This is a genomic window from Nonomuraea sp. NPDC052129, assembly GCF_040680095.1.
Lineage (GTDB): Bacteria > Actinomycetota > Actinomycetes > Streptosporangiales > Streptosporangiaceae > Nonomuraea.
On sequence record NZ_JBFAVX010000004.1, the window covers coordinates 134,831 to 156,553 of the forward strand.

At 62.6% G+C, this 21,723-nt stretch carries 16 protein-coding genes and 1 pseudogene; 5 read left to right on the plus strand and 12 right to left on the minus strand.

The genetic code is table 11. The annotated features are described in order from the left end of the window. Window positions 1–81 precede the first annotated feature (81 nt). Window positions 82–1,074 carry a formyltransferase family protein gene (locus AB0L53_RS11945; protein ID WP_363992921.1) on the plus strand — a complete coding sequence of 331 codons (993 nt, stop codon included), beginning with the start codon at window positions 82–84 and terminating at the stop codon, window positions 1,072–1,074. On the opposite strand, the gene AB0L53_RS11950 is transcribed toward AB0L53_RS11945, so the two are convergent. From AB0L53_RS11950 to AB0L53_RS11970, 5 genes are all read right to left on the minus strand, one after another. Next, window positions 1,061–3,454 (minus strand): tetratricopeptide repeat protein, encoded by a 2,394-nt coding sequence (locus AB0L53_RS11950; protein WP_363992922.1) that lies wholly within the window; start codon window positions 3,452–3,454, stop codon window positions 1,061–1,063. The two genes, AB0L53_RS11945 and AB0L53_RS11950, sit on opposite strands and share 14 nt — an antisense overlap. A 29-nt stretch (window positions 3,455–3,483) precedes the next feature. After that, window positions 3,484–4,095 (minus strand): DUF6879 family protein, encoded by a 612-nt coding sequence (locus AB0L53_RS11955; protein WP_363992923.1) that lies wholly within the window; start codon window positions 4,093–4,095, stop codon window positions 3,484–3,486. A gap of 1,002 nt (window positions 4,096–5,097) precedes the next feature. Continuing rightward, window positions 5,098–5,358, minus strand: a complete 261-nt coding sequence (locus AB0L53_RS11960; protein WP_363992924.1) for a Txe/YoeB family addiction module toxin — start codon at window positions 5,356–5,358, stop codon at window positions 5,098–5,100. Further along, window positions 5,355–5,621: a type II toxin-antitoxin system prevent-host-death family antitoxin gene (locus AB0L53_RS11965; RefSeq protein WP_363992925.1), complete on the minus strand. Its 267-nt coding sequence runs from the start codon at window positions 5,619–5,621 to the stop codon at window positions 5,355–5,357. Before AB0L53_RS11965 ends, AB0L53_RS11960 begins: the two co-directional genes overlap by 4 nt. A 177-nt stretch (window positions 5,622–5,798) precedes the next feature. Continuing rightward, complete coding sequence (locus tag AB0L53_RS11970; protein WP_363992926.1) at window positions 5,799–6,068, minus strand: winged helix-turn-helix domain-containing protein; 270 nt, start codon at window positions 6,066–6,068, stop codon at window positions 5,799–5,801. Window positions 6,069–6,458: 390 nt separating this feature from the next. Here AB0L53_RS11970 and AB0L53_RS11975 point away from each other — a divergent pair, with 390 nt between their 5' ends. Further along, a complete protein-coding gene (locus AB0L53_RS11975) occupies window positions 6,459–6,983 on the plus strand; it encodes a hypothetical protein (protein ID WP_363992927.1) in 525 nt (174 codons plus the stop codon). Window positions 6,984–7,113: 130 nt separating this feature from the next. On the opposite strand, the gene AB0L53_RS11980 is transcribed toward AB0L53_RS11975, so the two are convergent. Then, entirely contained in the window at window positions 7,114–7,650 is a 537-nt protein-coding gene (locus AB0L53_RS11980) for a hypothetical protein (protein WP_363992928.1), read from the minus strand. A gap of 322 nt (window positions 7,651–7,972) precedes the next feature. Continuing rightward, on the minus strand, window positions 7,973–8,401 hold the full coding sequence (locus tag AB0L53_RS11985; protein WP_363992929.1) for an ATP-binding protein: 429 nt from the start codon (window positions 8,399–8,401) through the stop codon (window positions 7,973–7,975). Between the two features lie 187 nt (window positions 8,402–8,588). On the opposite strand from AB0L53_RS11985, the gene AB0L53_RS11990 reads away from it, so the two are divergent. Further along, window positions 8,589–8,885 carry an antibiotic biosynthesis monooxygenase gene (locus AB0L53_RS11990; protein WP_363992930.1) on the plus strand — a complete coding sequence of 99 codons (297 nt, stop codon included), beginning with the start codon at window positions 8,589–8,591 and terminating at the stop codon, window positions 8,883–8,885. Between the two features lie 2 nt (window positions 8,886–8,887). Continuing rightward, window positions 8,888–10,084, plus strand: coding sequence for a helix-turn-helix transcriptional regulator (locus tag AB0L53_RS11995; protein ID WP_363993202.1), 1,197 nt, complete (start codon window positions 8,888–8,890; stop codon window positions 10,082–10,084). Window positions 10,085–10,184: 100 nt separating this feature from the next. On the opposite strand, the pseudogene AB0L53_RS12000 reads toward AB0L53_RS11995, so the two are convergent. From AB0L53_RS12000 to AB0L53_RS12010, 3 genes and pseudogenes are all read right to left on the minus strand, one after another. Beyond that, a pseudogene (locus tag AB0L53_RS12000) lies at window positions 10,185–10,256 on the minus strand (hypothetical protein); the annotation flags it as partial. Window positions 10,257–10,822: 566 nt separating this feature from the next. Beyond that, on the minus strand, window positions 10,823–13,720 hold the full coding sequence (locus AB0L53_RS12005; protein WP_363992931.1) for a tetratricopeptide repeat protein: 2,898 nt from the start codon (window positions 13,718–13,720) through the stop codon (window positions 10,823–10,825). A 256-nt stretch (window positions 13,721–13,976) separates the two neighbouring features. Further along, window positions 13,977–14,288, minus strand: a complete 312-nt coding sequence (locus tag AB0L53_RS12010; RefSeq protein ID WP_363992932.1) for a hypothetical protein — start codon at window positions 14,286–14,288, stop codon at window positions 13,977–13,979. A 665-nt stretch (window positions 14,289–14,953) separates the two neighbouring features. On the opposite strand from AB0L53_RS12010, the gene AB0L53_RS12015 reads away from it, so the two are divergent. Further along, entirely contained in the window at window positions 14,954–15,256 is a 303-nt protein-coding gene (locus tag AB0L53_RS12015; RefSeq protein WP_363992933.1) for a trypco2 family protein, read from the plus strand. Between the two features lie 7 nt (window positions 15,257–15,263). Here AB0L53_RS12015 and AB0L53_RS12020 read toward each other — a convergent pair whose 3' ends face one another. Then, entirely contained in the window at window positions 15,264–20,312 is a 5,049-nt protein-coding gene (locus AB0L53_RS12020) for a type IV secretory system conjugative DNA transfer family protein (RefSeq protein ID WP_363992934.1), read from the minus strand. Then, window positions 20,312–20,956, minus strand: coding sequence for a hypothetical protein (locus tag AB0L53_RS12025; protein ID WP_363992935.1), 645 nt, complete (start codon window positions 20,954–20,956; stop codon window positions 20,312–20,314). The genes AB0L53_RS12020 and AB0L53_RS12025 overlap by 1 nt, the downstream gene beginning before the upstream one ends. Between the last annotated feature and the right edge of the window lie 767 nt (window positions 20,957–21,723).

Genomic DNA, 21,723 nt, shown 5'->3' on the forward strand with positions numbered 1-21,723 from the left:
AGCGCTTCACCGCACTCCTCGCTTGACGATCAGGGGTTCAGAAACGCAGGCCAGCATCATCGCCTCGACCACGATCTGCGGATGGACATTCACTGCCGACAGTTCCCGACATTGCATGATCGCACCGATTCCACCGCAGTGTTTCCTCGGGCGTGGGAGGATCTGCCGAATCGCTCCGGACCGAACCGAAGATTGTCAGTTTCCGGTACCATCGCGAACGTGTCGGACCCAATGCGCGTTGCGCTTGCAACGTTTGGCGTTGAAGAGTTCGCTGTCCTGCACGCGGCATGCGTCGATGCCGGCCACATTCCCGCTGCGTATGTGTACTGCCGTTCCATGAAGCCCAACAGCAGCACGGATGCCCATGCCGCTGCGGCGGTCGGTCAGATCGTTGCCGCGTTGCCACCTGGGATGGATTTCTTGCTTCCAGGTAATCCGGAAGGACTGGCGTACGAGTTGGCCGGATACAACCTGGACCTGCTGGTGGTCTATGGCTTCAACTGGAAGCTTCCCACTACCGTTCTTAAAACGCCTCGGCTGGGCGTGATCAACATCCACACCTCGCTGTTGCCCAAGTACCGAGGTCCGGCGCCAGTGCTGTGGGCTATCCGCAATGGCGATCCTGAGATCGGGCTGACGATCCATCGAATGGACGAGCGATTCGACAGCGGTCCGATTCTGGCTCAGCGCGGCGGTATCCCACTCGATGAGGATGTCACTCCCCAGTCGCTGTGGTCGCGGATCCATCCTGTGCTCACCGACCTGCTCACCAGCGCCATGGATCAGGTGGTACGGCGTGTTCCCGGAGTGCCGCAGAATGAGGCCGGCAGATCCACTGCCGGATTCATCGAGCCGGCGTTCTCGGTAGTGGACTGGTCTCGGTCAGCGCGAGAAGTGCATAACCAAGTGCGGATGTACGCGTTCATGGGTCGTGATCACGCACCGGTGGCCCGGGTAGGCGACCGAGATTTGCGGGTATTCCGCACACGCTTGGAACCAGCGGAGGGTTTGCGGGTCGAGTGCGCAGACGCCCCGATTTGGATTGTGGACTCGACGCCCGCTACGCCTCGCTAAGGCGCTGACGCAGCACGGCCGTTCGGGGATCGGCAAAGCCGGAGAGCAGGTCGAGAGCCTGTCCCCGCAGCGTCTGTGCCTCCTCCGCGGAACCGATATGGTCCAAAGCACCTGCGAGGCGGTGCAGCGTCTGGGCCAGGTTCCACTGGTCGTCCAGGTGCTGGTGAGTGCTGGCGGCCGTGCGATAGAAGTCGACAGCTTCTTCAAAACGACCCATTCGCTGATAGGCCTGCCCAGCGCCATCGAGCGCAAAGGCTTCCCGGCTGCGGTCGCCGAGTCGCCGCTGGATTGAGGCGGCCCGCTGATAGGCCACCAGCGCCTCCTCGGGCTGCCCGGCGGCGCACTGCACATTTCCCAACTCGACCAACCAGTGAGCCCGCCACACCTGGTTGTCCTCATCTTCCGCGATGCGGAGCGCCTGATCGATGGAATCACGGGCGCTCGCGATGTCGCCGAGTTCCCTTTGTGCCCAGCTCAGGTGGTACAGCGCGTTACCCTCGCTGGCTTGGTCCGCGAGGTCGCGGAACACGGAAAGCACCTCGACCAGGATGTCGATCGCTGCCTGTGGTTGTTGTATCTCGCAAAGTGTCTCGGCGAGGTTGCTCCGCATCAGCGCTTCCCAGCGGCGTTCGCCGAGACTGGAGAAGATCTCACCAGCCTGCTCAAAGAACGATCGGGCATCGTCCAGTTGTCGGCGGCGCAGCCCGATCAAGCCCAGCGTGTTAAGAGACACGGCTTCACCGAACCGGTCGCCTATGCTTCGGCGGATGGCCAGCGCCGCCAAATGGTTGGTCTCCGCTTCCTCAAGCCGACGAGATTGGAAGTACGCCCTACCCAGGCTTTCCAGCGCTTCGGCCTGGCCACTGCGATCGCCGTCTCGCTCAGCCGAGTCGACTCCGATGCTGCTGGTGGTGAGCCAGTCGTCGAAGGCGTTCTGGTGCATGAAGATGGCGCGGAGGACGGCAGCAAGCTGCCACGCGGTCGCGTGCGAGTTCGCCTCGGCGGCGGCCTGGGTCGCCGTGACGAGGTTCGCCCTTTCCAGCTGATACCACCGCAGTGCGGCGTCGTAGTTGTCGAAAGCGAGCGGTATCACGTCGGTCGGGACCGGCTCGGTCAGCTTGTAGCGGTCAAATGGAGCGATGCGCGTCTGCGCAGCGTCGGCGGTATGCAGGTACCAGCCGAGAACTCGTTGCGATGACTCGGCGCGAGTCTCGGGAGATTCAAGATGGCGAACCTGGTCGACGGCATAGGCGCGCAGCAAATCGTGGAACTCGTACCGCCCCGGCGCCGGCTGTTCCAACAGGTGCGCACCGACTAGGACATCGAGTTGCTGCCGGGCGTGCAGGGCGCTGATTCCGGCAATTGCTGCGGCTGCTGGCAGCCCGAACTCGCTTCCTGAGTGCAGGCCGAGGAGACGGAACAGCCGGGCCGCCGGTTCCGGCAGAGCCCGGTAGGACCAGGCAAACACGGTTCGGACCGCGTCGGCATCATCGTCGCCCTCGGCGGTGAGAGCGTCCCACAGGGCTGACTCGTCTCGCAGATCGGCGATCAGCTCGACGAGCCGCATCATAGGCCGGCTCGCCGCACGTTCGGCGGCGATACGCAGCGCGAGCGGGAGTCGGGCACAAAGCCTGGCCAACTCGACCAACTCGTGGCGTTGGTCGAGCTTTCGGTATCGGGCGATCAGGGTTGACAGTAAAGCAACGGCGTCCTCTTCCGGCAGAATGTCCAGGCTGAGGCGGAAGGCACCATCGCGGGCGACCAGACCAGACAGCCGGCTCCGGCTGGTCACCACGACCAAGCACGTGGCCGCGCCCGGCAGCAACGGCCGAACCTGACTGGCGGTCGCCGCGTTGTCCAGGATCACCAGCATCCTGCGGGTGGCCAGCAGTGACCGGTACAGCGAAGCTCGGTCCTCCAGATGAACCGGTATCGATGTCGCGGGAACGCCCAAGTCACGGAGGAATCGGTCGAGGACCTGTTCCGGTATCGCAGGCTGGCCAGGGTCGTAGCCGCGCAGGTTCACGTACAACTGGCCATCGGGAAAGTGGGCGCGGACGCTGTGCGCCCAATGCAGCGCCAAAGATGTCTTGCCCACTCCGGCGGTGCCGGTGATGACAGTGACGGCTGGAGCGAGCGGGTCCTCGTGGTTTTCGGCTATCACCCTGCTGAGGTTTTCCAGATCGGCGTGTCGATTGACGAACCCCCGCACATCACCGGGAAGCTGCGAGGGCGTCACCGCGAAGGAAGGCGCAGCCTGGTGGAAGTGCACCCCGCCATGGACGTCCCGGGCCTGGACGATATCGCCCGAGCCGGACGCCTCCAGCCGGTTGATGTGGCGTGCCGCATCGTCCTGGCCGTCGAACTCCTTACCTGGCATCACAGTACCCCGGTCAGACTCTGCGACAGCTACGGTTGACGGGGCGGTGGAAGCACCGCGACGTGGCTGACGAAGAACGACTCCAAGGGCTGACCCACCTCGTACAGGTCTTGGATAAACCGCTGGCAGCGCACGATGAGGTCGCGGTCGACGAATCGGCGTACCGACTCCAGCACTCCATCATTGTCGTAGACAGCCTCGTACATCACGGCGTCACCAAGGGTGTATATCTCTGGGAGCGGAGCGTCGTACTCAAACTCTGCGACCTGGTCCGGAGTCACAATTCGCACGCTACCGCCGCATTGATCGCGGACTCTCAGCGCATGCAGCTCCCATTGCAAGTACGGGGTGATCGGTTCTTCGACGACCCGGACCCGGCGGGCAGCGAAACCGTGTTCCTCGATGCGGCGGTGATAGTCGGCCATATCGGCACGTCCGGCTTCGAGAATGCGCAGCGATTCTTCCCAGTCGCCTTTTGCGAATGCTTCCCAACTATCATACCCCGGCTCTTTGAAGCATTGCTGCCGCTCCAGCTTCCAAAAGCCCAGGTCGTCGATCGCCCAGAAGTTCTGCTCAAAGTCAGCGTAATAGTCGGGCAGCTCCATCCGCTCGCCGTCGGCGCCGTCGAGCAGATTAGGCATCGGGAATGTCCGCTTTCGCCGCGAGGATCGTCTTCCGCGGAATAATAACCAGCCGTTCCCCGGGATCGACACTCACTCCACTAGGGAGGCGACCTTCATATGACGCCGTCAGGTCCGACCCGATGACCGCGACGTCACCATTGTCAAGCTCCCAGATATCTGGGCAGCTCGAATTGCCAGACGTCTGCCCGAGTTCGTGGGATGACTTTCCTATGCGCCGAAGGAAAGATGCGGTTGAATCCGCTTCCCATTTTTCGGTCATGACATTTCCCTTGAGAGATCGTGACCGCTATTACCCTTAGCGAGGGTAGCGTAATCGATGTGCGACAGGCAAACGTTCTCATCGTGGGTCTACACCTATAGTTACCTGGGATTCCCTTAGCATGCAAGCGAAATCGCATCACAAACGCCCATCGCGAGAGTCATGGTGACAGACCAGCAAATGTTAGCCGTGATCGCGACAACCTTGGCGACCAAGGCAGCCGAAGGGCTTACCGAGGGTCGCAAAAGCCGCGTTCGAGGCGCTGGTCGGGTTGGTGCGGCGCGAATTCGAAGGCCGCGATTCCGCACGGCAATGCCTAAGCCGATCCGGAAAATGAAGCCAGAGTCGTGGCCTTTGCCAGCAGTTGGCGCAGGTCGCTACAGAGGATCCTGCGTTCGAGACGGATCTTCGAGGCCTCTGGCGAGAGATCGTGCCGCATCTGAGCGCGAGCGACGGCGGCGTGGTCGACACCGTCTCCTGCACCGTCGAAGGCAGTGTGGTGCAGGTGCGCTTTCCCTCATACCGCGGAGACCGAACATGAGGTGCGTTTGGGTCGCGGGAGTGACCAGGCGCCGGTTTGATCCGGAGTTTCCGAGCTGGTGCGGTGCACATCTTCAAGGAGACCGGCAAGCCCGTCTCATATGTTGCGCGGGACCTTGGTATCAATCATCTAGAGGGGCGCCGCAGGCAACGCAGAGCTCCACGTCCCTCTAAACGAGGGTTTGCCGGCCGGACGGCCGCTACTTCTCATGGTGATAGCGGCAGGCGGCGATCATGATGGTGTCGTCGTTGACTCGGTAGACGAGCCGGTGTTCTGAGGTGATGCGCCGGGACCAGTAGCCGGACCACTCATACTTCAGCGGCTCTGGCTTGCCGATGCCTTCGTTCTCGTTCCGGGCTATGTCGGCGATCAGCTGGTTGATCCTTTTGAGGATGCGTCGATCTTCTCGCTGCCAGTAGCAGTAGTCCTCCCAGGCGAGTTCGTCGAAAAGGATCTTCACGAGGTGGTGTCCTCATCGGCCAGTTCGCGGACGGCGCCGCCTCCGGCCTCCAGACGGGCGACCGCCTCCGACAGCCGTCTGCGGTTGACGGGAGAGGCCATGAGGTAGAGCGTCTCGCGCATCGATTCGTATTCGCGCTGCGACACCATCACGACACCTTCTCCGCCGGGACGGGTGATGAGGACTTCTTCCTGGTCGTCGATGACGGCGTCGAGGGTGGCGGCGTAGTTGGCCCGCGATTCGGACATGGTCATCACCTTCATGCCATCAGTGTACGTGATGATGTACATCAAGGGTGCGGCATGCCAAGCAATGGCACGGCTCCGGGGCCGTTACAGGTCTCAGGTCGGCCAGGCCGGGGTGGTTGCCCAGACGCATGCAGGGCGGGCCCTCGATGAACGGGTTCGGGCCTCACCCACCACGCCACGATGGGCCGGCGATTACTCGTCCGCGCGCTCGGCGGTGACGAAGCTGCCGAGGTTGGGGACGGTGTACACCCTGCCTGCGCCTCTGAGGCGTTCCATGGCCTTGCGGATGGTTGGGCGGGCGACGCTGAACTCCTCCATCGGCTTGACCTCGGAGATCTTGAACTTGGGTCCCCACTCCCCTGAGTCGATCCGCGCCTGGAGAACTTCGAGGATCTGCTCCCAGCGGGAACGATCCTCACCAACCTCCCACATACGGGCGTGCTCGACATATCTGGCTAGCACTCGTCAAGCTATGACATCGCGGCCTGGAGCCGTGGCACGTTCACGCTGACGAGAACATTCTATTACGACCACAACCAGCCACGATACGTGTATTACGTCGGAGACAATCCCGCAAAAGGCCAGAATATCTGCAACTATGGGCACGTCCGGCAATACGCAGCCTGCGCGAACATCAAAGAAATAGATCTTTCCTATCCAGGATCAGCCGGTGTCATCGCCATGGACAGATCCATCACCATCAGCGGGGACAGCGGCGGCCGTGGTACAAGTACCAACCGCCTGGGGAATTCACCTCGGCCTCTGTGATTACGGCGTCGAGCAAACCTCGCGCTTCACCCCTGCGCGCCTGATCGGCGCCGCTCTTCCCGGACCTTCGCTTTCCTGGAGCGTATGGACGGCACCTCCAGGGACCTGAGACTCGACTGTTCGTTGGAGGTAGGATCCGCCCCCGACGCACAGTCCTACGTTAGGGAGCCACGCATCAAAAGGATAATGAGCCGGCTGGCGTTACCCGCGATCGTTGCTGCCGTGGTCGGCTGTGGCGCCGGCGGCGGATCCGATCCGGATCGCATCACCGTCGCAGGCCGCGACCCGCAGATTTTGGTCCACCACCATTCCGAGATGGGAATGCAGGCCCTTCTCACGGGGAAACTGGTCTACATATCGGCGACCAAGTGCCTGGTGGTCAAGAACCCGGATATCGTCGTGCTCCTCTGGCCGGAGGGCACCGAGCCGCTCCTGGAGAACGGGAAGCGAGGCGCACGCCTGCCAGGCAACGGACCCGTGCTCCTGGAAGGCGCCAACGTGCAGATCGGCGGAGGATACGTCGACGGGAAGCCCGGCCTGAAACTTCCGAAGGATTGCGTAGCCGACTCCGCGATCTTCGAGGTGAACCCATTCACGCCAGTCGGATAGCAGCCCCTTCCAGGCCCGCCGCCCCGACATGTCGAGGATCTGATCAACATCAGTCGCACACTCGAAGCTCTGCGTGATCTTGAAAATACATTCCAGCAACAGGATGCCCATCTTAGTCATCAATGGGTGGTTATGGTCTGCTGCCTTCATCGAACGGGTCCACGTTCCACGCCACAGGCAGGTCATCTCCGCAGAAGACGCAGACGAAGTCGTCCTCTCGCACGATGTTGTGCTCCTGACAGGTGACGCAGCGCCGGAACACCACCTCGTGTGTGAAGCTGGACGGATGCTCCAGGCCGACCTGGGCGAGAGCCTGGGCAACCGCTGGCCATGAGGTGGCGTCCGGGCAGTACCCGGTTGAGTGATTGCTGACGTCGCTCACCACCCAGTGGTCGCACTCTCGGCGGAAGCCGATCTCGCCGGCGCTCGCTACGGCGTCTCCTCCAGCACAAGCGACATGCTCGCTGCGGCGTGGCGTGAGCCTCAAGAGGTCATGTGTGTCGATCACGAAGGTGAAAGGCTCTGCGAGTTCCGCCGCCGGTCGCTGCGCAATCCAACTGTCCAGGTCAGCCGCCGAACGGATCGGCTGGCCTTCGCCGCCAGACCGGATGGTGGCCTTCAAATCGGCCGGCCCCACGTACCGATAGGTGCGCCTCCGATCATTCATGCGAGTCAACCTAAGGCGTTCCGCGACAAGCCCCATGGCGATCAGAGCGGGAAGCCTCATCGGACGAGTCCAGAAAGTAGAGCCTGCCATGTGGCCTGTCCCTCTCGCGTGCTCATGCGGTGTGTCTCGAAGGCCTTCCCAGTCTTCGGGTCAGTGCGCCGGAGGAACGCTTGTCCGCCCGTGGCGCACAGTTCGTAGACGGTGCTGGCGCAGTGGCAGGTCCACGACAGCGCCCTACGCCGCGGCTCGTTTCGTGCGATGAGCCAAACCAGCCGCGTGCAGTTCGGTTGCGGCTCGGGGAGGTGCGGGGATAGGCAGTCGCTCATATGGCTGGGTTCGCGGGGGTGAGCGGGATGAGCGCCCAGACGGTGCGGCCGGCGTCGTCGCCGTGTACGCCCCAGCGGGTGGTCAGGGTCTCCACCAGGTGCAGGCCGCGCCCATTCTGGTCCTCATCTTCGACCTGGTGTAGGTGCGGGGTGGCGGGGCCGCCTTCGTCGAGGACGGCGAGGATCAGCAGGGTGCTGCCTGCGTGCAGGGTGACGCCGAAGCGACCGCCGGACAGTCCACTGCGAGTGTGCCGGATGGCATTGGTGGCCAGCTCGGAGACGATCAGTTGCGCCGTGTCGGTTTCGAAGCGGTCACCCAGGTAGCTGCTGACGAACTGGCGCGCCTCGCGGATCTGACTCCTCGTGCCGGAAAAGTGGCGACACCACCGGTGGATCTCTGCGGGGCTGTTGAGCGCTGGGGACATCGCGGGTTCCTCGCGTTCGTGCAGGTCAAAGCGCTGCCAATCGCTATCAGTACTTAAAGTACTGGTGCTATACTTCAAGTACAAGCGACTTGTTGTACTTGCGCCGCACAATAAGTACTGATCGAGTAAAGAACCGAGATCCCCAGACACCGGCGGCGACCCAGGAGGGTGCACATTGTTCGGACTAATGGTTCGATTCACCTGCAAGGACGAGGCGAGTGCTTCGGCGTTCGACACGCTCGTCAGTGAGACAATCGAGGCGATCCGTCGGCACGAGCCGGGAACGATCGTGTACGCCTCACACCGGGTGGACGGTCAGCCGCTCCAGCGGATCTTCTACGAGCTGTACCAGGACCGGGACGCCTTCGACGCCCACGAGCAGACCGAGCACACCAGGCGCTTCCTGGCCGCTCGCGAAGAACTGCTGGCCTCGGTCGAGGTCGACTGGCTGGAACTGCAAAGCGGGAAGGGCACGACGTCGTGAGCATGGAGTATCAGCGGGCGCTCGGACGGCGTATCGCCCAGGAGCGGAAGCGACGTGGCCTGTCGCAGGCCGAGCTGGCCCGGTTGGTCGATCGGTCGGTCGCATGGATCTCGCAGGTGGAGCGAGGCGTGCGCAAGGTCGATCGCATGTCCGTGCTGGAGAAGGTCGCCGAGACGCTGGATGTGCCGCTGTCGGAGCTGGCCGCCGAAGCGCCCGTGGTCGCCGCCGCCAATGAGGAGATGCCGGGGACGGCCGGGCTGCGTCTGATGCTCTCTGGCGCCCATTCGCTGCACGCCATGTTGCACACCACGCCGGTGCCGGCCACTGAGCAGCTCAAGCCGCGAGTGGATCACGCGTGGGAGCTGACGCATCAGAGCCGCTATGTCGAGCTGACCGAGTTGCTGCGCGGCCTGGTGCCCACCTTGGAGAACGCAGTCCGGTCTGCGCCCGCCGAACGCCAGGCCGAGTTGTTTGAACTGCTGGCAGTGATCTATCAGGCGTGTTCGGCGTCGCTGGCCAAGCTGGGCGAGCCGGAGGCCGCGTGGATCGCGGCGGACCGGGCCATCGGCGCGGCCGAGCGGGCAGGCAAGCCGTTGATGATGGCGGCCGGGGCGTTCCGGCTGGGCTTCGTGTTCCTGGGGGCGCGTCACTTCGATCAGGTGGAGGAGGCAGCGCGCACGGCTGCTGAAGCGCTGTGGTTCCTGACCGATCAGGGCAGCGTGGAGGCCATGTCGCTGTGGGGCGGGCTGACCTTGCAGCGGGCGGTAGCGGCCTCGCGGCTCAATCAGGCTGACGTGGCGTACGAGCATCTGTCGCGCGCTCGTGAGATGGCGGCGCGGGTCGGCGAGGGGCGCAACGACTACAACACCGAGTTCGGCCCGGCCAACGTCGCACTGCATGAGGTGGCCGTAGCGGTGGAAGTGGGCGACGCCGGTCATGCGCTACGTGTTGGGGCCGCGGTCGACACCTCGTCGCTGTCGGCGGAGCGGCGGGCGCGGCTGGCCATAGATCTGGCACGGGCGCATGCACAGCGTCGCCAGGTGGATGAGGCGGTGATGCAGCTCCTCGAAGCCGAGAGCATCACGCCCGAACAGACCCGTAACCATCGGATCGTCCGCCAGCTCACCTCCGACCTGTTGGCGATGCAAGATCAGGCTTCAACTGAACTGCGGGAATTGGCCGAGCGAGTGGGAGCCTAATCGTCTAACGAATCGGCGAAGCGGCCTTTTGGCTGGGGGTTTGGGGGGCCGCGCCCCCCAATGTCACAGCCTGAGCCCCGCGAAGACGATGCTTGTAGGGCTATTTGAGAAGCTGCCGGGCCATGACCATGCGCTGGATCTGGTTGGTGCCCTCGTAGATTTGGGTGATCTCCGACCCTCGACGCGATCATCTCCGAAAATAGCCGGACCATGCGGCTGAGCAGCAGCTAAGGCTTTGGACCTTTCGCATCACTTCTCACAGGTTCCGGTACTCCCACGGAACAGCCACGGAACAAGGGCGGCGTAGAACCGGTCTGGGCGGGCCTCTGTGAGTGCCTGATCAAACGAGCGGCCTCGTCCGTCCTTAGCGTGGCCAGGGCGGTCCCGTCAGTTGGAGAATCCGTGACGGTGTAGGTGCGCGATCGCGTCGGAGTGAGTCTTCGTCCACTGCGTGCAGACCGCCCAATGCACCCGGGTTCCGTCCATCTCTTCGAGCAACACGTCATGCTGACCGACACCCGCACAGGCCCCCGCTTCCCCATGTGCGCTGCACCGGCCCGCGGCCCCGTCCGTATCGTTGGGGAACCGGCTCGGGTCATGGTTCTGGAAGATCTTGACGATAGTGGACTTCATCCGTCCACGCTCTGCCCGGTGAGGCTGTCCGTCAATGGGTTGAGCAATCGCAGCGTTTGCTTCACAAGGCGAGTGATCACCATGCTCAGCCAATCGAGAACGTGGTCAGACGCCGCTGTCCGGCGCCAGACTGGCACCACCAGTCGTGCCGTGGCAGCGCTTGTACTTCTTGCCTGATCCGCACAGGCACGGGGCGTTGCGGAGGAGGTCACCGATGCCATCGCGGTGGATGACGGGCGTAAGCCGGGCCCGGATCTCCGCTGCCGTGCTCTGGGCAGTGTTCAGGAAGCTGCGAAAGACCTCAGGGAGTTTCCCGGCCAACCAGCGGTAGTGGCTGACGGCTTCCTCCGCTGCCGAGAGACCTGCGGGGAGGTCTGTTTCAGACTCGTTGCATGCCCGTGCATACGTCCACAGGCTCAGCGCGAGGTTGGGCAGGTAGGCCTGCGGGTCCGCCTCGGCCAATTGACGATTTAGTTCCACCGCCTCATGTGCCAGTTCCACCGCCCGGCGTTTGTCCCCCACCTCCAACAAGAAGATCCCCAGGGTGCCCAAGCTGCTTGCGACATCGGGCAGGTAGGCTTCCGGCTCTGCCTCGGCCAATTGACGGTGTAGTTCTACTGCCTCACGTGCCAGTTCTACCGCCCGCCGTTTGTCCCCCACCCCGGACAAGAGAGTCCCCAGATTGGCCAAGCTGATTGCGAGGTTGGGCAGATGAGCCGCTGGCTCCGCTCCAGCCAATTGACGATAGACCTCCACCGCCTCACGCACCGACTCCACCGCCTCCCGTTTGTCCCCCACTCCCGACAAGCAACCCCCTAGATTGATCAAGCTGATCGCGAGGCCAGGCAGATAGACTGCTGGCTCCACCTCGGCCAACCGACGGTGAAGCTCGACCGCCTCCCGCGCTGGTTCCACTGCCTCCTGTTTGTCCCCCGCCTCCCACAGTCGGGCTCCCAGAGAGGTCAGGCTTCTCGCCAGGTCGGCCAGGTAGGCTTTTGGCTCTGCCTCGGCCAACCGTCGCCGGATGTTTACCGCCTCCTGTACTGCCTCCAGCGCTTCGCGGATGTCCCCTACCTCCGACAAGCAACCCCCTAGATTGCTCAAGCTCATCGCGAGGCTAGGCAGATGGGCCTCCGGTTCCACCTCGGCCAACTGACGGTAAAGCTCCACCGACTCCCGCACCGATTTCACCGCTCTTCGGATGTCTCCTATTCCCGACGAGAGATTCCCCAGGTTGTTCAAGCTCATCGCGAGATTGGGAAGATGGGCCGTTGCTTCTGCCCCTGCCAACTGACGATAGGACTCAACCACCTCCCGTATGAGCTCCACCGCCCTCCGCTTATCCCCCACCTCCCACAATTGGGTCGCCAGATTATTCAGGCTCAACGTGAAGCCGGGTAGGTGAGCCATCGGATTTGCCTGATGCAGCTGACGATAGAGTTCCACCGCCTCCCAATAGGCTTCCAACGCATTACGGATGTCTCCGACCGCCGACAACCGGGTCCCCAGGTTGTTCAGACTGTTTGCAAGGTTGGACAGGTAGGCTTCTGGTTGAACCTCAGCCAACCGACGGTAGAGCTTCACCGCTTCCCTCGAAGTCTCTAAGGCCCCCCGGATATCCCCCACGTACGACAGACGAATCCCTAGGGCCGAAAGCCGAGAGGCCCGCAACGCGGGGGACGCATCAGCGGGCAGAGTACGCAGTAGGTGGCGGGCGAGGTTGCCGGCAGCTTGGAGCAGGTCGGTGTTTTTGTCGGGCAGGGCGTCATGGAGGCGCGTGGCAAGGGAGTGCTCGGCGTGATCGATGATGAATCCGACCAGATCGGCAGTGGCGTACCGGGCCAGCTCCGGCCGCTGCTCCAATAGCTCTAGTAGCAGTGTGCGAGCCTGAGGATGGCGGGCTGCGGTTGCGGCGAGCACGATTAGGCAGCGCCGCATCGACATCCGGGACAGCCTGTCAGCTTCCCTCTGCCCGTCGTTGGAACTACCAGCAGTAACAGCAGTGAGGGTGGTCAGGGTCTGGGCCGCCTCGGTGGCATGGTGGCGCAGGTGGTGGGCGATGAAGTCCTCGCCGAACCGGTCGGGGCGTAGGGGCAGGAGAATCTCGCCTCCAGCAGGGCCGCCATTGTGGCCCAGCCGCTCACTGCGCTCGTGGTCGGGACGGGCCGGTGTTGCAGGGGGGTAGAGGCGGCGGTGGGCGTCCAGGAGCAGCCCGGCTTGGGCGGAGCCGTCGGCCAGGTGGATGCGGTGCAGCAAGCTACGTGCCTGGGCAGTGTCCTCAAGGGGACCAAACACAGTGGCTAGAAACACCATGCGCTCAATGACGACGGGGGAGGTGAAGGCGGGTGCTGTCGCCTGCCAGTAGCGCATCTCGTGGTTAAGCAGATAGTCCGACAGACCTGGACGATCGGGGGCGGGAGCCTCCTGCTGGACGGCGTAGATGGCGGCCAGGGCGGCCATGTGCAAGGTCAGTGCTGAGGCATAATCGGGATGGTTCAGGTCCGCCGGCGGCCCTGGCACAGGGCCGTTGTGCTCCAAGTGTGCGGCGAATGCGGTGGCGGCTTGGAAGTAGGCCTGAGGCCGGTCGGTGGTGGGGGTGAAGTCGCCCAGGGCGATGGGGTCGGCCAAGTCGGCGCCACCACGGTCCAGTTGGGCGCATAGGCTCTGCCACAGGTCTTCTCCCGGACGAGCCAGGAGCAGCAGGCGGATGGTGCGGCCAGGCAGGCCCCAGGCTAGGCCGTCGATCATTTGAGCGAGTGTGGACGAGTTCCAGCGTTCAGCGTAGTCGACCACTACCAGCAGCGGTTGCCCGTCGGCCAACTCGACGGCGCTGCTGCTGTTGCGGAGGCGGGGAGTTTTCTCCACCGCCTGGGCCACCGCCCACCCTGCGGCGTGGCTTCTGGAGGCGAAGTGGGCGGCCAGGCGGGTCTTTCCCTGCCCTCCGGGGCCATGCAACAAGATCACCGACACGGGTTCATCCGGGTCATCCCGCCAAGCGGTCAAGGCCTCTTCCTCGGCGGGGCGGGACCGGTAGGGCACTATCTGACGCTGCACGTCCAGCAGATAACTGGGACCTCGCCGCGAACGTGGCAGACGCACGGCCGGAGCATCCCTGAGCATCTCCAGTCGGTAGTTGGGCCGATCGAGAGCGATCAGCACATCCCCAGTAGCATGCCCTATCTGGATGTTGGGCCCCCCGATCAGCGAGCCGGTCACCGACGGTGTGCCGGGGGGTAACCCGCCGGGAAGGGATACGGCCTCAGCGCTCATAGCGGATGTCCACATCTCCATCAGCATGGCCGATTTGGATGTTGGGTCCTTCGATGGTGGAGTTGGACACGACAGGTCCGCCTCCGGCCTCCTCTTGGGGCAGTTTGGGCTGAGCCTGAACCTGGGCTTCGGTCTGCGGCAGTTCCTCCCTAGCAGAGGGGAGGCCGGTGGCGGAGCGGCGGGTTAGGACGATGCTGTAGACCGCCAGCGGTAACCCGGCTGCCGCGATACACATGCCGATAATGCTCGCCCACTTGTCGGCGTCATCCAGCCCGGCCCGTACCAACAGCACACCGGCCAAGCCGCAACCGGCTCCTGCCACCGCCGCGCCGGCGCACGCCACCATTCGCCCGCCTCTCATGTTGTTCATAATGAACCACCGTCCACCAGCCAGCGCCCGATTACCGGATATGGCCGGTTCACCACTGATACCGATTCAGCGACCGAATCGCCCCTTCCTGCTTGGCGGCGGCGGTTCACCAGGTGATCCGGTGGACGACCCGGCCCGACCGTCCGCTTTTCAGGCGGATCGATCATCCTTCTCGGTTGATAACCACCCTGATCACACGCGTGTGGAAGGTGGCTGAGATGCGTCGGAGTGTGGGGACGTTGCTGTCAGCCCTGCTGTCACGTCGGCCGGAGATATTCGGTGGCAAGGCCCGACGAAGGAGGGCCGCGGCAGCCGATCGCCCCAGCCGCCTACGGGGAGGTCCGAAGTCGGCGATCGTCACGGCCTCCGCTACGGACACAACATTACAAGTCAACGGCAGGGCCGTGCTAGAAGCTCGGTGCGCTCGTCAAGCATGTGATGATGCACGGCAGGCGAGATGATCTGAAGTATGAGCGCGTTGCTGTACTTCCATGCTGCACGACGGGAGAAGACTGGCCACATCGACACGTGGCTTCCCACGGAGGAGGATGTTCGCTAAAGGCTTTCGAATTCAGAGGCAGCGGGTCGGAGGGTGGATGGATCAACCGGGGAATCTGTCACTTACTGAGGCGCTGTCCAGCTTGCGAAGTCAGTTGGAGGAGGCGGTACGTCGTGCGCAAGGCGAGGAGCTGACCTTCATCTGTAAGTCGGTCGAGGTTCAGCTCCAGGTGACGGTGACCACTACGGCGAAGGGTTCGGTCAAGGCAGGTTTGTGGAACGTCGTCACCGTAGACGGAGGAGTCGATCGGGCGAAGGCCGACGTTCATCAGATCAAGCTCGTCCTGGACCCGAAACTGGCGGGGTCAGCCGATCCCGTAGAGGTCGATGACGAGGAATGACATGCGCTCAGGCCCTCCAAGGACGTCGGCGCTTCCAGCGTCCTAGGGGGTCATCCTCGACCGGTGCCGCGATTGTTTTGAGGTCCGGATCATGGCTGGACGATCGCAGTTCGATCACAGCCGGGGGATAGTGCTCGTAGAAGCACAACGCTGTGCCGGGTTTGAGTCGCCGCAAAACCTTCCGGCCCGAGCCGTCCTCGCCCTCAATCGGGTCTTCCTGGAGCAGGTTTTGCACCAGCATGGCGGTCTCGGGATCTCGGTTACCAGGCAACAGTAGGAAGGCGGAATGATTGTTGGCGATAGTCTTCGCTTCAGAAGGTCTGTATTTGGTATTCATCTGCGAGAGGTCGTGAAAGACGGTCACCAACTGGATCCCGGTGCCCGCAGCGGTGGTCGCCAGAGTGTCCAAATTGCGCAGGGGAGCTATGTTTCCGGCCTCGTCGAGGAGGACAAGCAGGTTATGCTCCTCTCCTGCGGAATGACGGTCGTAAGCTTCCTGCAAAAGTCGCCGGACAAGGGCGACGAAAAGCGTGGAAAGCTCCTCTTGCTCATCGGGGGGAGCACATAGATAGAGCGTGTTGGGGCGGCCATCGAAGAACGCATTCACGTCGAACAGCTTGCTCTGCGATGATCTAACATTGTCTGACTCGTACACGCTTAGCGCTGTGGAGAGGGTGCCGTAGATGCTGGTACGCATGCGGTCCTCGTACGCACTGATGCCCATCCATGCTTTGCGCGCGTTCTCGTCGGAGTCGTACAATGCGACTTCTACTTCTCGCCACTCACCACTCTTTACCCAGTTGTAGACATAGTCCATGGACCTGTTGCTTACTGCCGCCGCATAGAGGAGGGGAGCGAGCAACTGTGCAGCCAGGTTATACCAGAATTCTCCGTCATGATGCCCTTTGGCTCCTGCCTCTGTGAGCCAGCGTGCGGCCCTGACTGCGCCGCTCCAGTTCCGGCAGTCCTGCAGGGGGTCCCATCGACAGGTGGCAGGTCCCTCATAGAGTTTGCCGGTCGGCTCGAAGATTTGCGCGGTGCCCATGTCCCTTCGCCTGACCATCGTGCTCGCAAGGACGTCGGTGCGCACAGATGTGACTACGGCCGGGCCATCCCATTCGAGTAAGGTGGGGATTACGACCCCGGTGGTCTTCCTACTACGCTGCGGGCCGAGAACCAGAACCGGGCGATAGGGGGCCGCCGCGATCGGCATGTCCAGGTATCGCCCGATCACAACGCTGTTTGGCGTGCCGGCATTCATGGCGAGGTCTTTAAGGCTCACCGCCTCGTTCACTGGGACCCCGGTGGGCAGTTCGAGCACCTCTTCGTCCGAATTTACATGACCTCTACGTACCTGGATGGCCTCAAGCAGGAACGGGGCCGCCTGACCCCCCAAGCCGGCCTCGCGCAATCGCTTGGAAAGCTCCTCCAGCGCCTCGGCGAGAGGGTCCTGGAATTCGACGTTCTCTTTCGCAAAGTCCCGCAGCAGACCGACGATCTCGTAGCCGGTCGCCAGTTCCTTGGACTCGTTGTGCAGCTCGCGATGGGCGTCAGCAAGCCCTTGCAACGTGAGAACCATGAGCATCTTCGATGCAGGAGAACGGCCCATGACCCGTCGCCCTAGGTGGGACGCTTTCTCGGCCGTTTTGACAGCGTCATTGTACCATTCATTATCGATTTGGAAATAGAGCTTCTGAGCGAACAGAAACTGCGTCAGCGGACCGCCGTATTCAGTCGATTCAGCTCCCGTGCTGAGGCACGCATCCAGTGCCTCCGTCAAGAAACTTTCTGCCTCTCTCGGGCTGTTGTCGGCCGTTAGTTCCGCCATCCCGACAAGGACCTGGGTGAAAAAAGCGAGGAAGGTCGCTGGATCGGATTCGACGAGTCCACGGCTGAGATCTAGAGCGGAACGGCCGATCTCGTCGGCACGATCATCTTGGCCTGCTCTGTTGTAGACTTCCGCGAGCATCATCATGGCCAGGGCCTGCAAGGGTGTGTAAGCGCCTGCGTTGTTCTTGACAAGTCCTTGCGCAATCTGCACCGCCGTGGCGAGCTGATCTATAGCCTCGTCATAACAGTCCGTTGCTCGCAGGGCACTCCCTGAGATCAGGTGACTGATCAGGAACGGCACTGTGAAGATCGCGGGGTCTTTTACAGAGAGTTCCTCATAGATCTCCTGGGCGGCTTGAGCAGACTCTAGCGCGTTCGACCAGTCGTCACGCCTGGCGGCGACAGTAGCAATCGCCATATGTGCACCCGCGAGCACATGGGACACTTCTCCGGCGCTTGCGGACACGAACTCCTCGGCGTGGGCTCTAGCCGCCTGGGCCACCTCCGCCGCCTCATCAAGGCAGTCATCGGCGGCCAGTGCATCTGCGAGCAGGCATTCAGCGGGGATGAGGTCGATGGAAACCTCAGCGCTGTTGTCTTTGGTGGCGCGGTCACGCAGCAACCGCACCATCCTCCGAGCGCTATCTACAGAACCAGACGGGTCGCCCAGTTGCCGGACGATCGTCTGTGTCATCAGGACGCCGGCCAGGCTGAGGTCGCTGTCTGGATCGTCGTTTTCCATTGCCTTTTCGGCGACGTGTATCGCTTCGCTCACGACATCGAGCGCTTGAGGGTAGTCGCGTGAATTGACCAATGTTATGGAAAGGACCGACAGGGCTCTGGACAGTTCGGTTCGTGCGGCCGCAGTGTCGATACCCTGAGTCCGTAGACCGTCTACCGCTTTCTTGGCAAGTTCACGGCCCTCGGTCAGGTGGCCTAGGCTGATCTCGATACTCGCCCTCGCCGCATGTGTGCCAGCCAGCAGCGCTGGCGCTGGTCCGTCAGACGGCAGGAGTGCGCCAAGGCGGGAGCTCTGGGATACCGCGGCCAGCGCCCCGGGCATGTTCCCCTGTCGAATGAGAATGTCGGCCGCCTCCCGCCACGCCTTGGTGGCTCGAAGGACCTCCCCTTCTCCTTTAAGATGTTCTGCGCCCTGAGTCTTAAGTCGGACCGCCAGGTCGAGCAGTTCCGGAAGCTGAGGGATGGGCAACTCCACCAATTGAGCTGCCGTGGCGGGTACCGGTTGTACATCCATGACCTCTGCCAGAGTTCTGGCCAGGGACAAACCGGTGCGCGCTCCAGAAGGAGGGTTTTCGCTTCGTTTCGTCGCGGTGGCGACGGCCTCTCCGACCAAGTCGGGAAGGACATGCTCCAACAGTGATTGCAGGGTCGACCGACTTCGCTCGGCGGTCGCGGCCAGGGGACTATTGGTCATCCGCTGGAGCACTTGGAGCAGGTGGGCCTTTTGCCGTGGGCTTAAGCACCGCGCCAGCACGTCCGTCAGCCGGCGAACATCCAGCAGGTGTGTTGCTATGAGTTGCTCGCTCAGCAGGTCCGGCTGGACGGGAGACAGGTAAGAGCCACCACTTGGGTACAGGCCGGACAGCGCCTCGGCAATCTTCTCGCGGACGTCGTCAGATAGCCCGCTCGATCGTTTCGCCGCACGCAGCAACTCGGTGGCCTCCGCGAGGTTCTCCGCTGCGGTCAGCGACGAGAGTGCGACAAGCTCCCCGGCCTGCTCCGCGTCGAGGCCGAACTCTGCAAGGCTCGGCTGCCAATACTTCTCCCACTCTCGAATCAGTAAACGGTCCAGCAATTCCTCGCCAGGGACGTCATCGGTGGCGACCGAGCCCGAGAACACATCAAGAAGTGCTCGGATGTGGATGAGGAGCGGCAACTCGAAGATGTCCGCCGACAGGTCCGGAGCCGTTTCCGGTGGCGTCCACGGCATCCGGAGGCACCTGGCGAATGTTGCGGCGGCCAAGCCGTAGTGATCAAGCCGGGCGTCGTCAGTTAACTGATCCCCCCGCAATGGGATCAGCACGTCGGGAATGGTGCCCCCAAGGCGGTGCGCCTTTAGCTTGACCAGCCACGGGCCGGTCTTACTTCGGGCGACCAATAGGATTCGGATCTTTGGCAGCGCCCCCTGGTTCATAAAGTATGTGAGCAGCCGCTTGATCGCCTGCACTTCGGTCTCCGCGTAGTCAAAGATGAGGAGCAGCGGACGGTTGACCCGGAAGGGCCGGTCAGTGGCTCCGGGAGTTTGCGATGTGACCTGGCCGGCGGTCCACCCCGCGGCGCGGGCGATCTCGTACAGCCTGGCGGCAATTCGGCTCTTGCCGCCCCCGCCTGGGCCGTGCAGCAGGGCGACTTGGAGGCGCTGCTCGGTATCGAGGAAGCCGCTGCGCAATTCCTCTACTTCCACACGTTCCCTGAATTCCACAATCGCGTGCCGGGCGCTGACTAGCTCGGCGGGCGATCTGTCGAGGCGCTCCTCTACGATCTTGCTGATCGACTCCGTGGGGGGCTTGATCTTTATCGACATCTCATCATCGATCACGCGCCCGACCAGCCCGGCAAGATCGGTCGCGCCGGGGGTACGCCACTCCTCAGGCAAGTGCGAGGCGAAATCGTCGTCCTCAAGCAGCGCGGGCTGAACGGCAATCGCTTGAACTCGGCCGTCGAAACCGGTGTGATCGTGGGCAACTACCGCAATGAAGTAAGACTCGAAGCTTAGTACCGGCGCACCCGACATTCCACCCCACGGACTCGCTTCTTCGTCCCTTCTTCGCGGTATTGCTGAACGTACGTCAATGGAGAAGACGATGTCGTCCTGCGCGGCAAGGGGGTACAGGTCACCGGGAACCCAGTCCATCAGCCGCTCTCCCGATACGCGGCGCTGCACCCGGGGGAAGCCGGCGAACTCGACAGGAAGGATCACGTCTCCATGTCCGCCAATCATGCCCAACGTGGGCGTCAGCACGCCTTCGACCCGGTGTCCGACGGACAGTTTCAAGATGGCCAGGTCACGTGTTGCATGCAGATGGGTTCGGGCGATCGGTAACCGATCTTCTCCGTCCGAAAAGAAGATTTCCAGGTTGGAGCCGGACGCTACGCAGTGCGCGGTGGTGATGACCGTCTGCTCATCGATCAGATATCCAGTACCCGTTCTGGGCTTGCCATCTCCGGGAATGCGTCGAATTCGTACCACCTGAGAGGTCAGCATTACACGGCCTCCTGGGGTGCGAGCCCTGGCGTCAGATGCCATCGACGTTGGAAGTAGTCTGTGAAGGTGATCTCGAAGGTCGGCTCGACCTCGGTGTCGAACGCCTTCGCCAACGGGAAGCGAAGGTCTGCCTGGGCGCGGCTTTCCAGGTAACTCACCCGTGCCGAGCCGCACTTTTCCTTATCGATCCAGAGGTCGATAAGGCACTCGAAAATTGGGTCCTCGCTGGGATTGATGAGAAGCGCAAATACGAACCCGCTGATGCCCTGCTCGATCTCGCCGGGAAAGAATCGGGTGAGCTCAACCCTAACCACCGTCCGTTGTCGAAGCATCCGCTCATCCAGGCGAGAGTAACCGTCTACGGTCTTCTCTCCAATCATGGCAGCCAGATCGGAGAGCTTCGCTAAGTCCTCCTTGAGCCCGTCCACCTCGTCGAGCTTGGCCTTGATGGCGATCAGACCTTCCTTCTCCAGTTCGCGGTGACGTATGGCTTGTTCCCTCAACTCCTTTATCTCCTCGATTCGTCTGCGCCGGCCGCCGACCATGGTCCAGAAGGAGAACGAGATAAAGATGAGCAGCATGTTGGAGATGACGTCTCGGGCGAGCGGGAGATGCTGGGATAGAAAGTCCACAAGGTCGATCATCGAGTCTCGCAATCCACGCTCAGTCGGCAAGACATCTGTTGGCGCCCAGTGTCACGTTCCATAGACGTCCAGAGAGCCGCACAGGTTTACAGCCCGTTCATACCGCATCAACTCAACGTCGCCTCGTTGTACGCCGACCCCTAGCCTCCTATGGTGATTCAAGGCATGACCGCTTGTCAGGGGCTTACAACTCGCTTTCAAGAACCGCTTCACAAGCAACGCGAGAACGTTGGCCACCTGTATCAGGCCTGTGACCTGTGATTCAAGGCGCTAGGGAGGGAAGTCGCGGAGTGCCGCGGCCATGACCTGGGGTACACATTCCGTGTCTACGCCCACTTGAGGCGCGGGGTCGCACAACCGGCCCTTCAAGGCGACCGGCCTGGCACTCGCCGTTCCGGCCGCGCAAGGACTTCTCACGGAGCAGCGATCATTCAACACCGACATAGCTCCAACTACATGCGCTCATCCACGAAAGACAGCCACCTTCGCAACCCTGCCACGGTGTCCCACCTCCACCATCTGGTGATGCCTACCGGCCTCGATTAACAGCGTGGTAGGCCAGCGACTGCCGTTCAACCAGACCATGCGCGTTGCATTCGAACGCGTGGGCGGTGCTGGCCGCGACCGGCCGGAGAGCCGCAGCGCGGCCAGCGACCGCCCACGTGCGGCAGGCCGCCACAGGCGGGCTGCCCTTGAAATCGTAGAGAAAGTTCTCATCCATTCGAACTGCATACTATCTGACCTGGTCTTTTGTGGCGATGCGGTCC

Bases quoted from the DNA above. Each gene is read 5' to 3' on its own strand.
- AB0L53_RS11950 (WP_363992922.1), bottom strand. From the start codon at position 3,454: ATGCCAGGTAAGGAGTTCGACGGCCAGGACGATGCGGCACGCCACATC.
- AB0L53_RS12025 (WP_363992935.1), bottom strand. From the start codon at position 20,956: ATGATCGACCTTGTGGACTTTCTATCCCAGCATCTCCCGCTCGCCCGA.
- AB0L53_RS11985 (WP_363992929.1), bottom strand. From the start codon at position 8,401: ATGTCCCCAGCGCTCAACAGCCCCGCAGAGATCCACCGGTGGTGTCGC.
- AB0L53_RS11980 (WP_363992928.1), bottom strand. From the start codon at position 7,650: ATGAATGATCGGAGGCGCACCTATCGGTACGTGGGGCCGGCCGATTTG.
- AB0L53_RS11975 (WP_363992927.1), top strand. From the start codon at position 6,459: ATGGACGGCACCTCCAGGGACCTGAGACTCGACTGTTCGTTGGAGGTA.
- AB0L53_RS12015 (WP_363992933.1), top strand. From the start codon at position 14,954: ATGGATCAACCGGGGAATCTGTCACTTACTGAGGCGCTGTCCAGCTTG.
- AB0L53_RS11995 (WP_363993202.1), top strand. From the start codon at position 8,888: ATGGAGTATCAGCGGGCGCTCGGACGGCGTATCGCCCAGGAGCGGAAG.
- AB0L53_RS11945 (WP_363992921.1), top strand. From the start codon at position 82: ATGGACATTCACTGCCGACAGTTCCCGACATTGCATGATCGCACCGAT.
- AB0L53_RS12020 (WP_363992934.1), bottom strand. From the start codon at position 20,312: ATGCTGACCTCTCAGGTGGTACGAATTCGACGCATTCCCGGAGATGGC.
- AB0L53_RS11955 (WP_363992923.1), bottom strand. From the start codon at position 4,095: ATGCCTAATCTGCTCGACGGCGCCGACGGCGAGCGGATGGAGCTGCCC.
- AB0L53_RS11965 (WP_363992925.1), bottom strand. From the start codon at position 5,621: ATGAAGGTGATGACCATGTCCGAATCGCGGGCCAACTACGCCGCCACC.
- AB0L53_RS11990 (WP_363992930.1), top strand. From the start codon at position 8,589: ATGGTTCGATTCACCTGCAAGGACGAGGCGAGTGCTTCGGCGTTCGAC.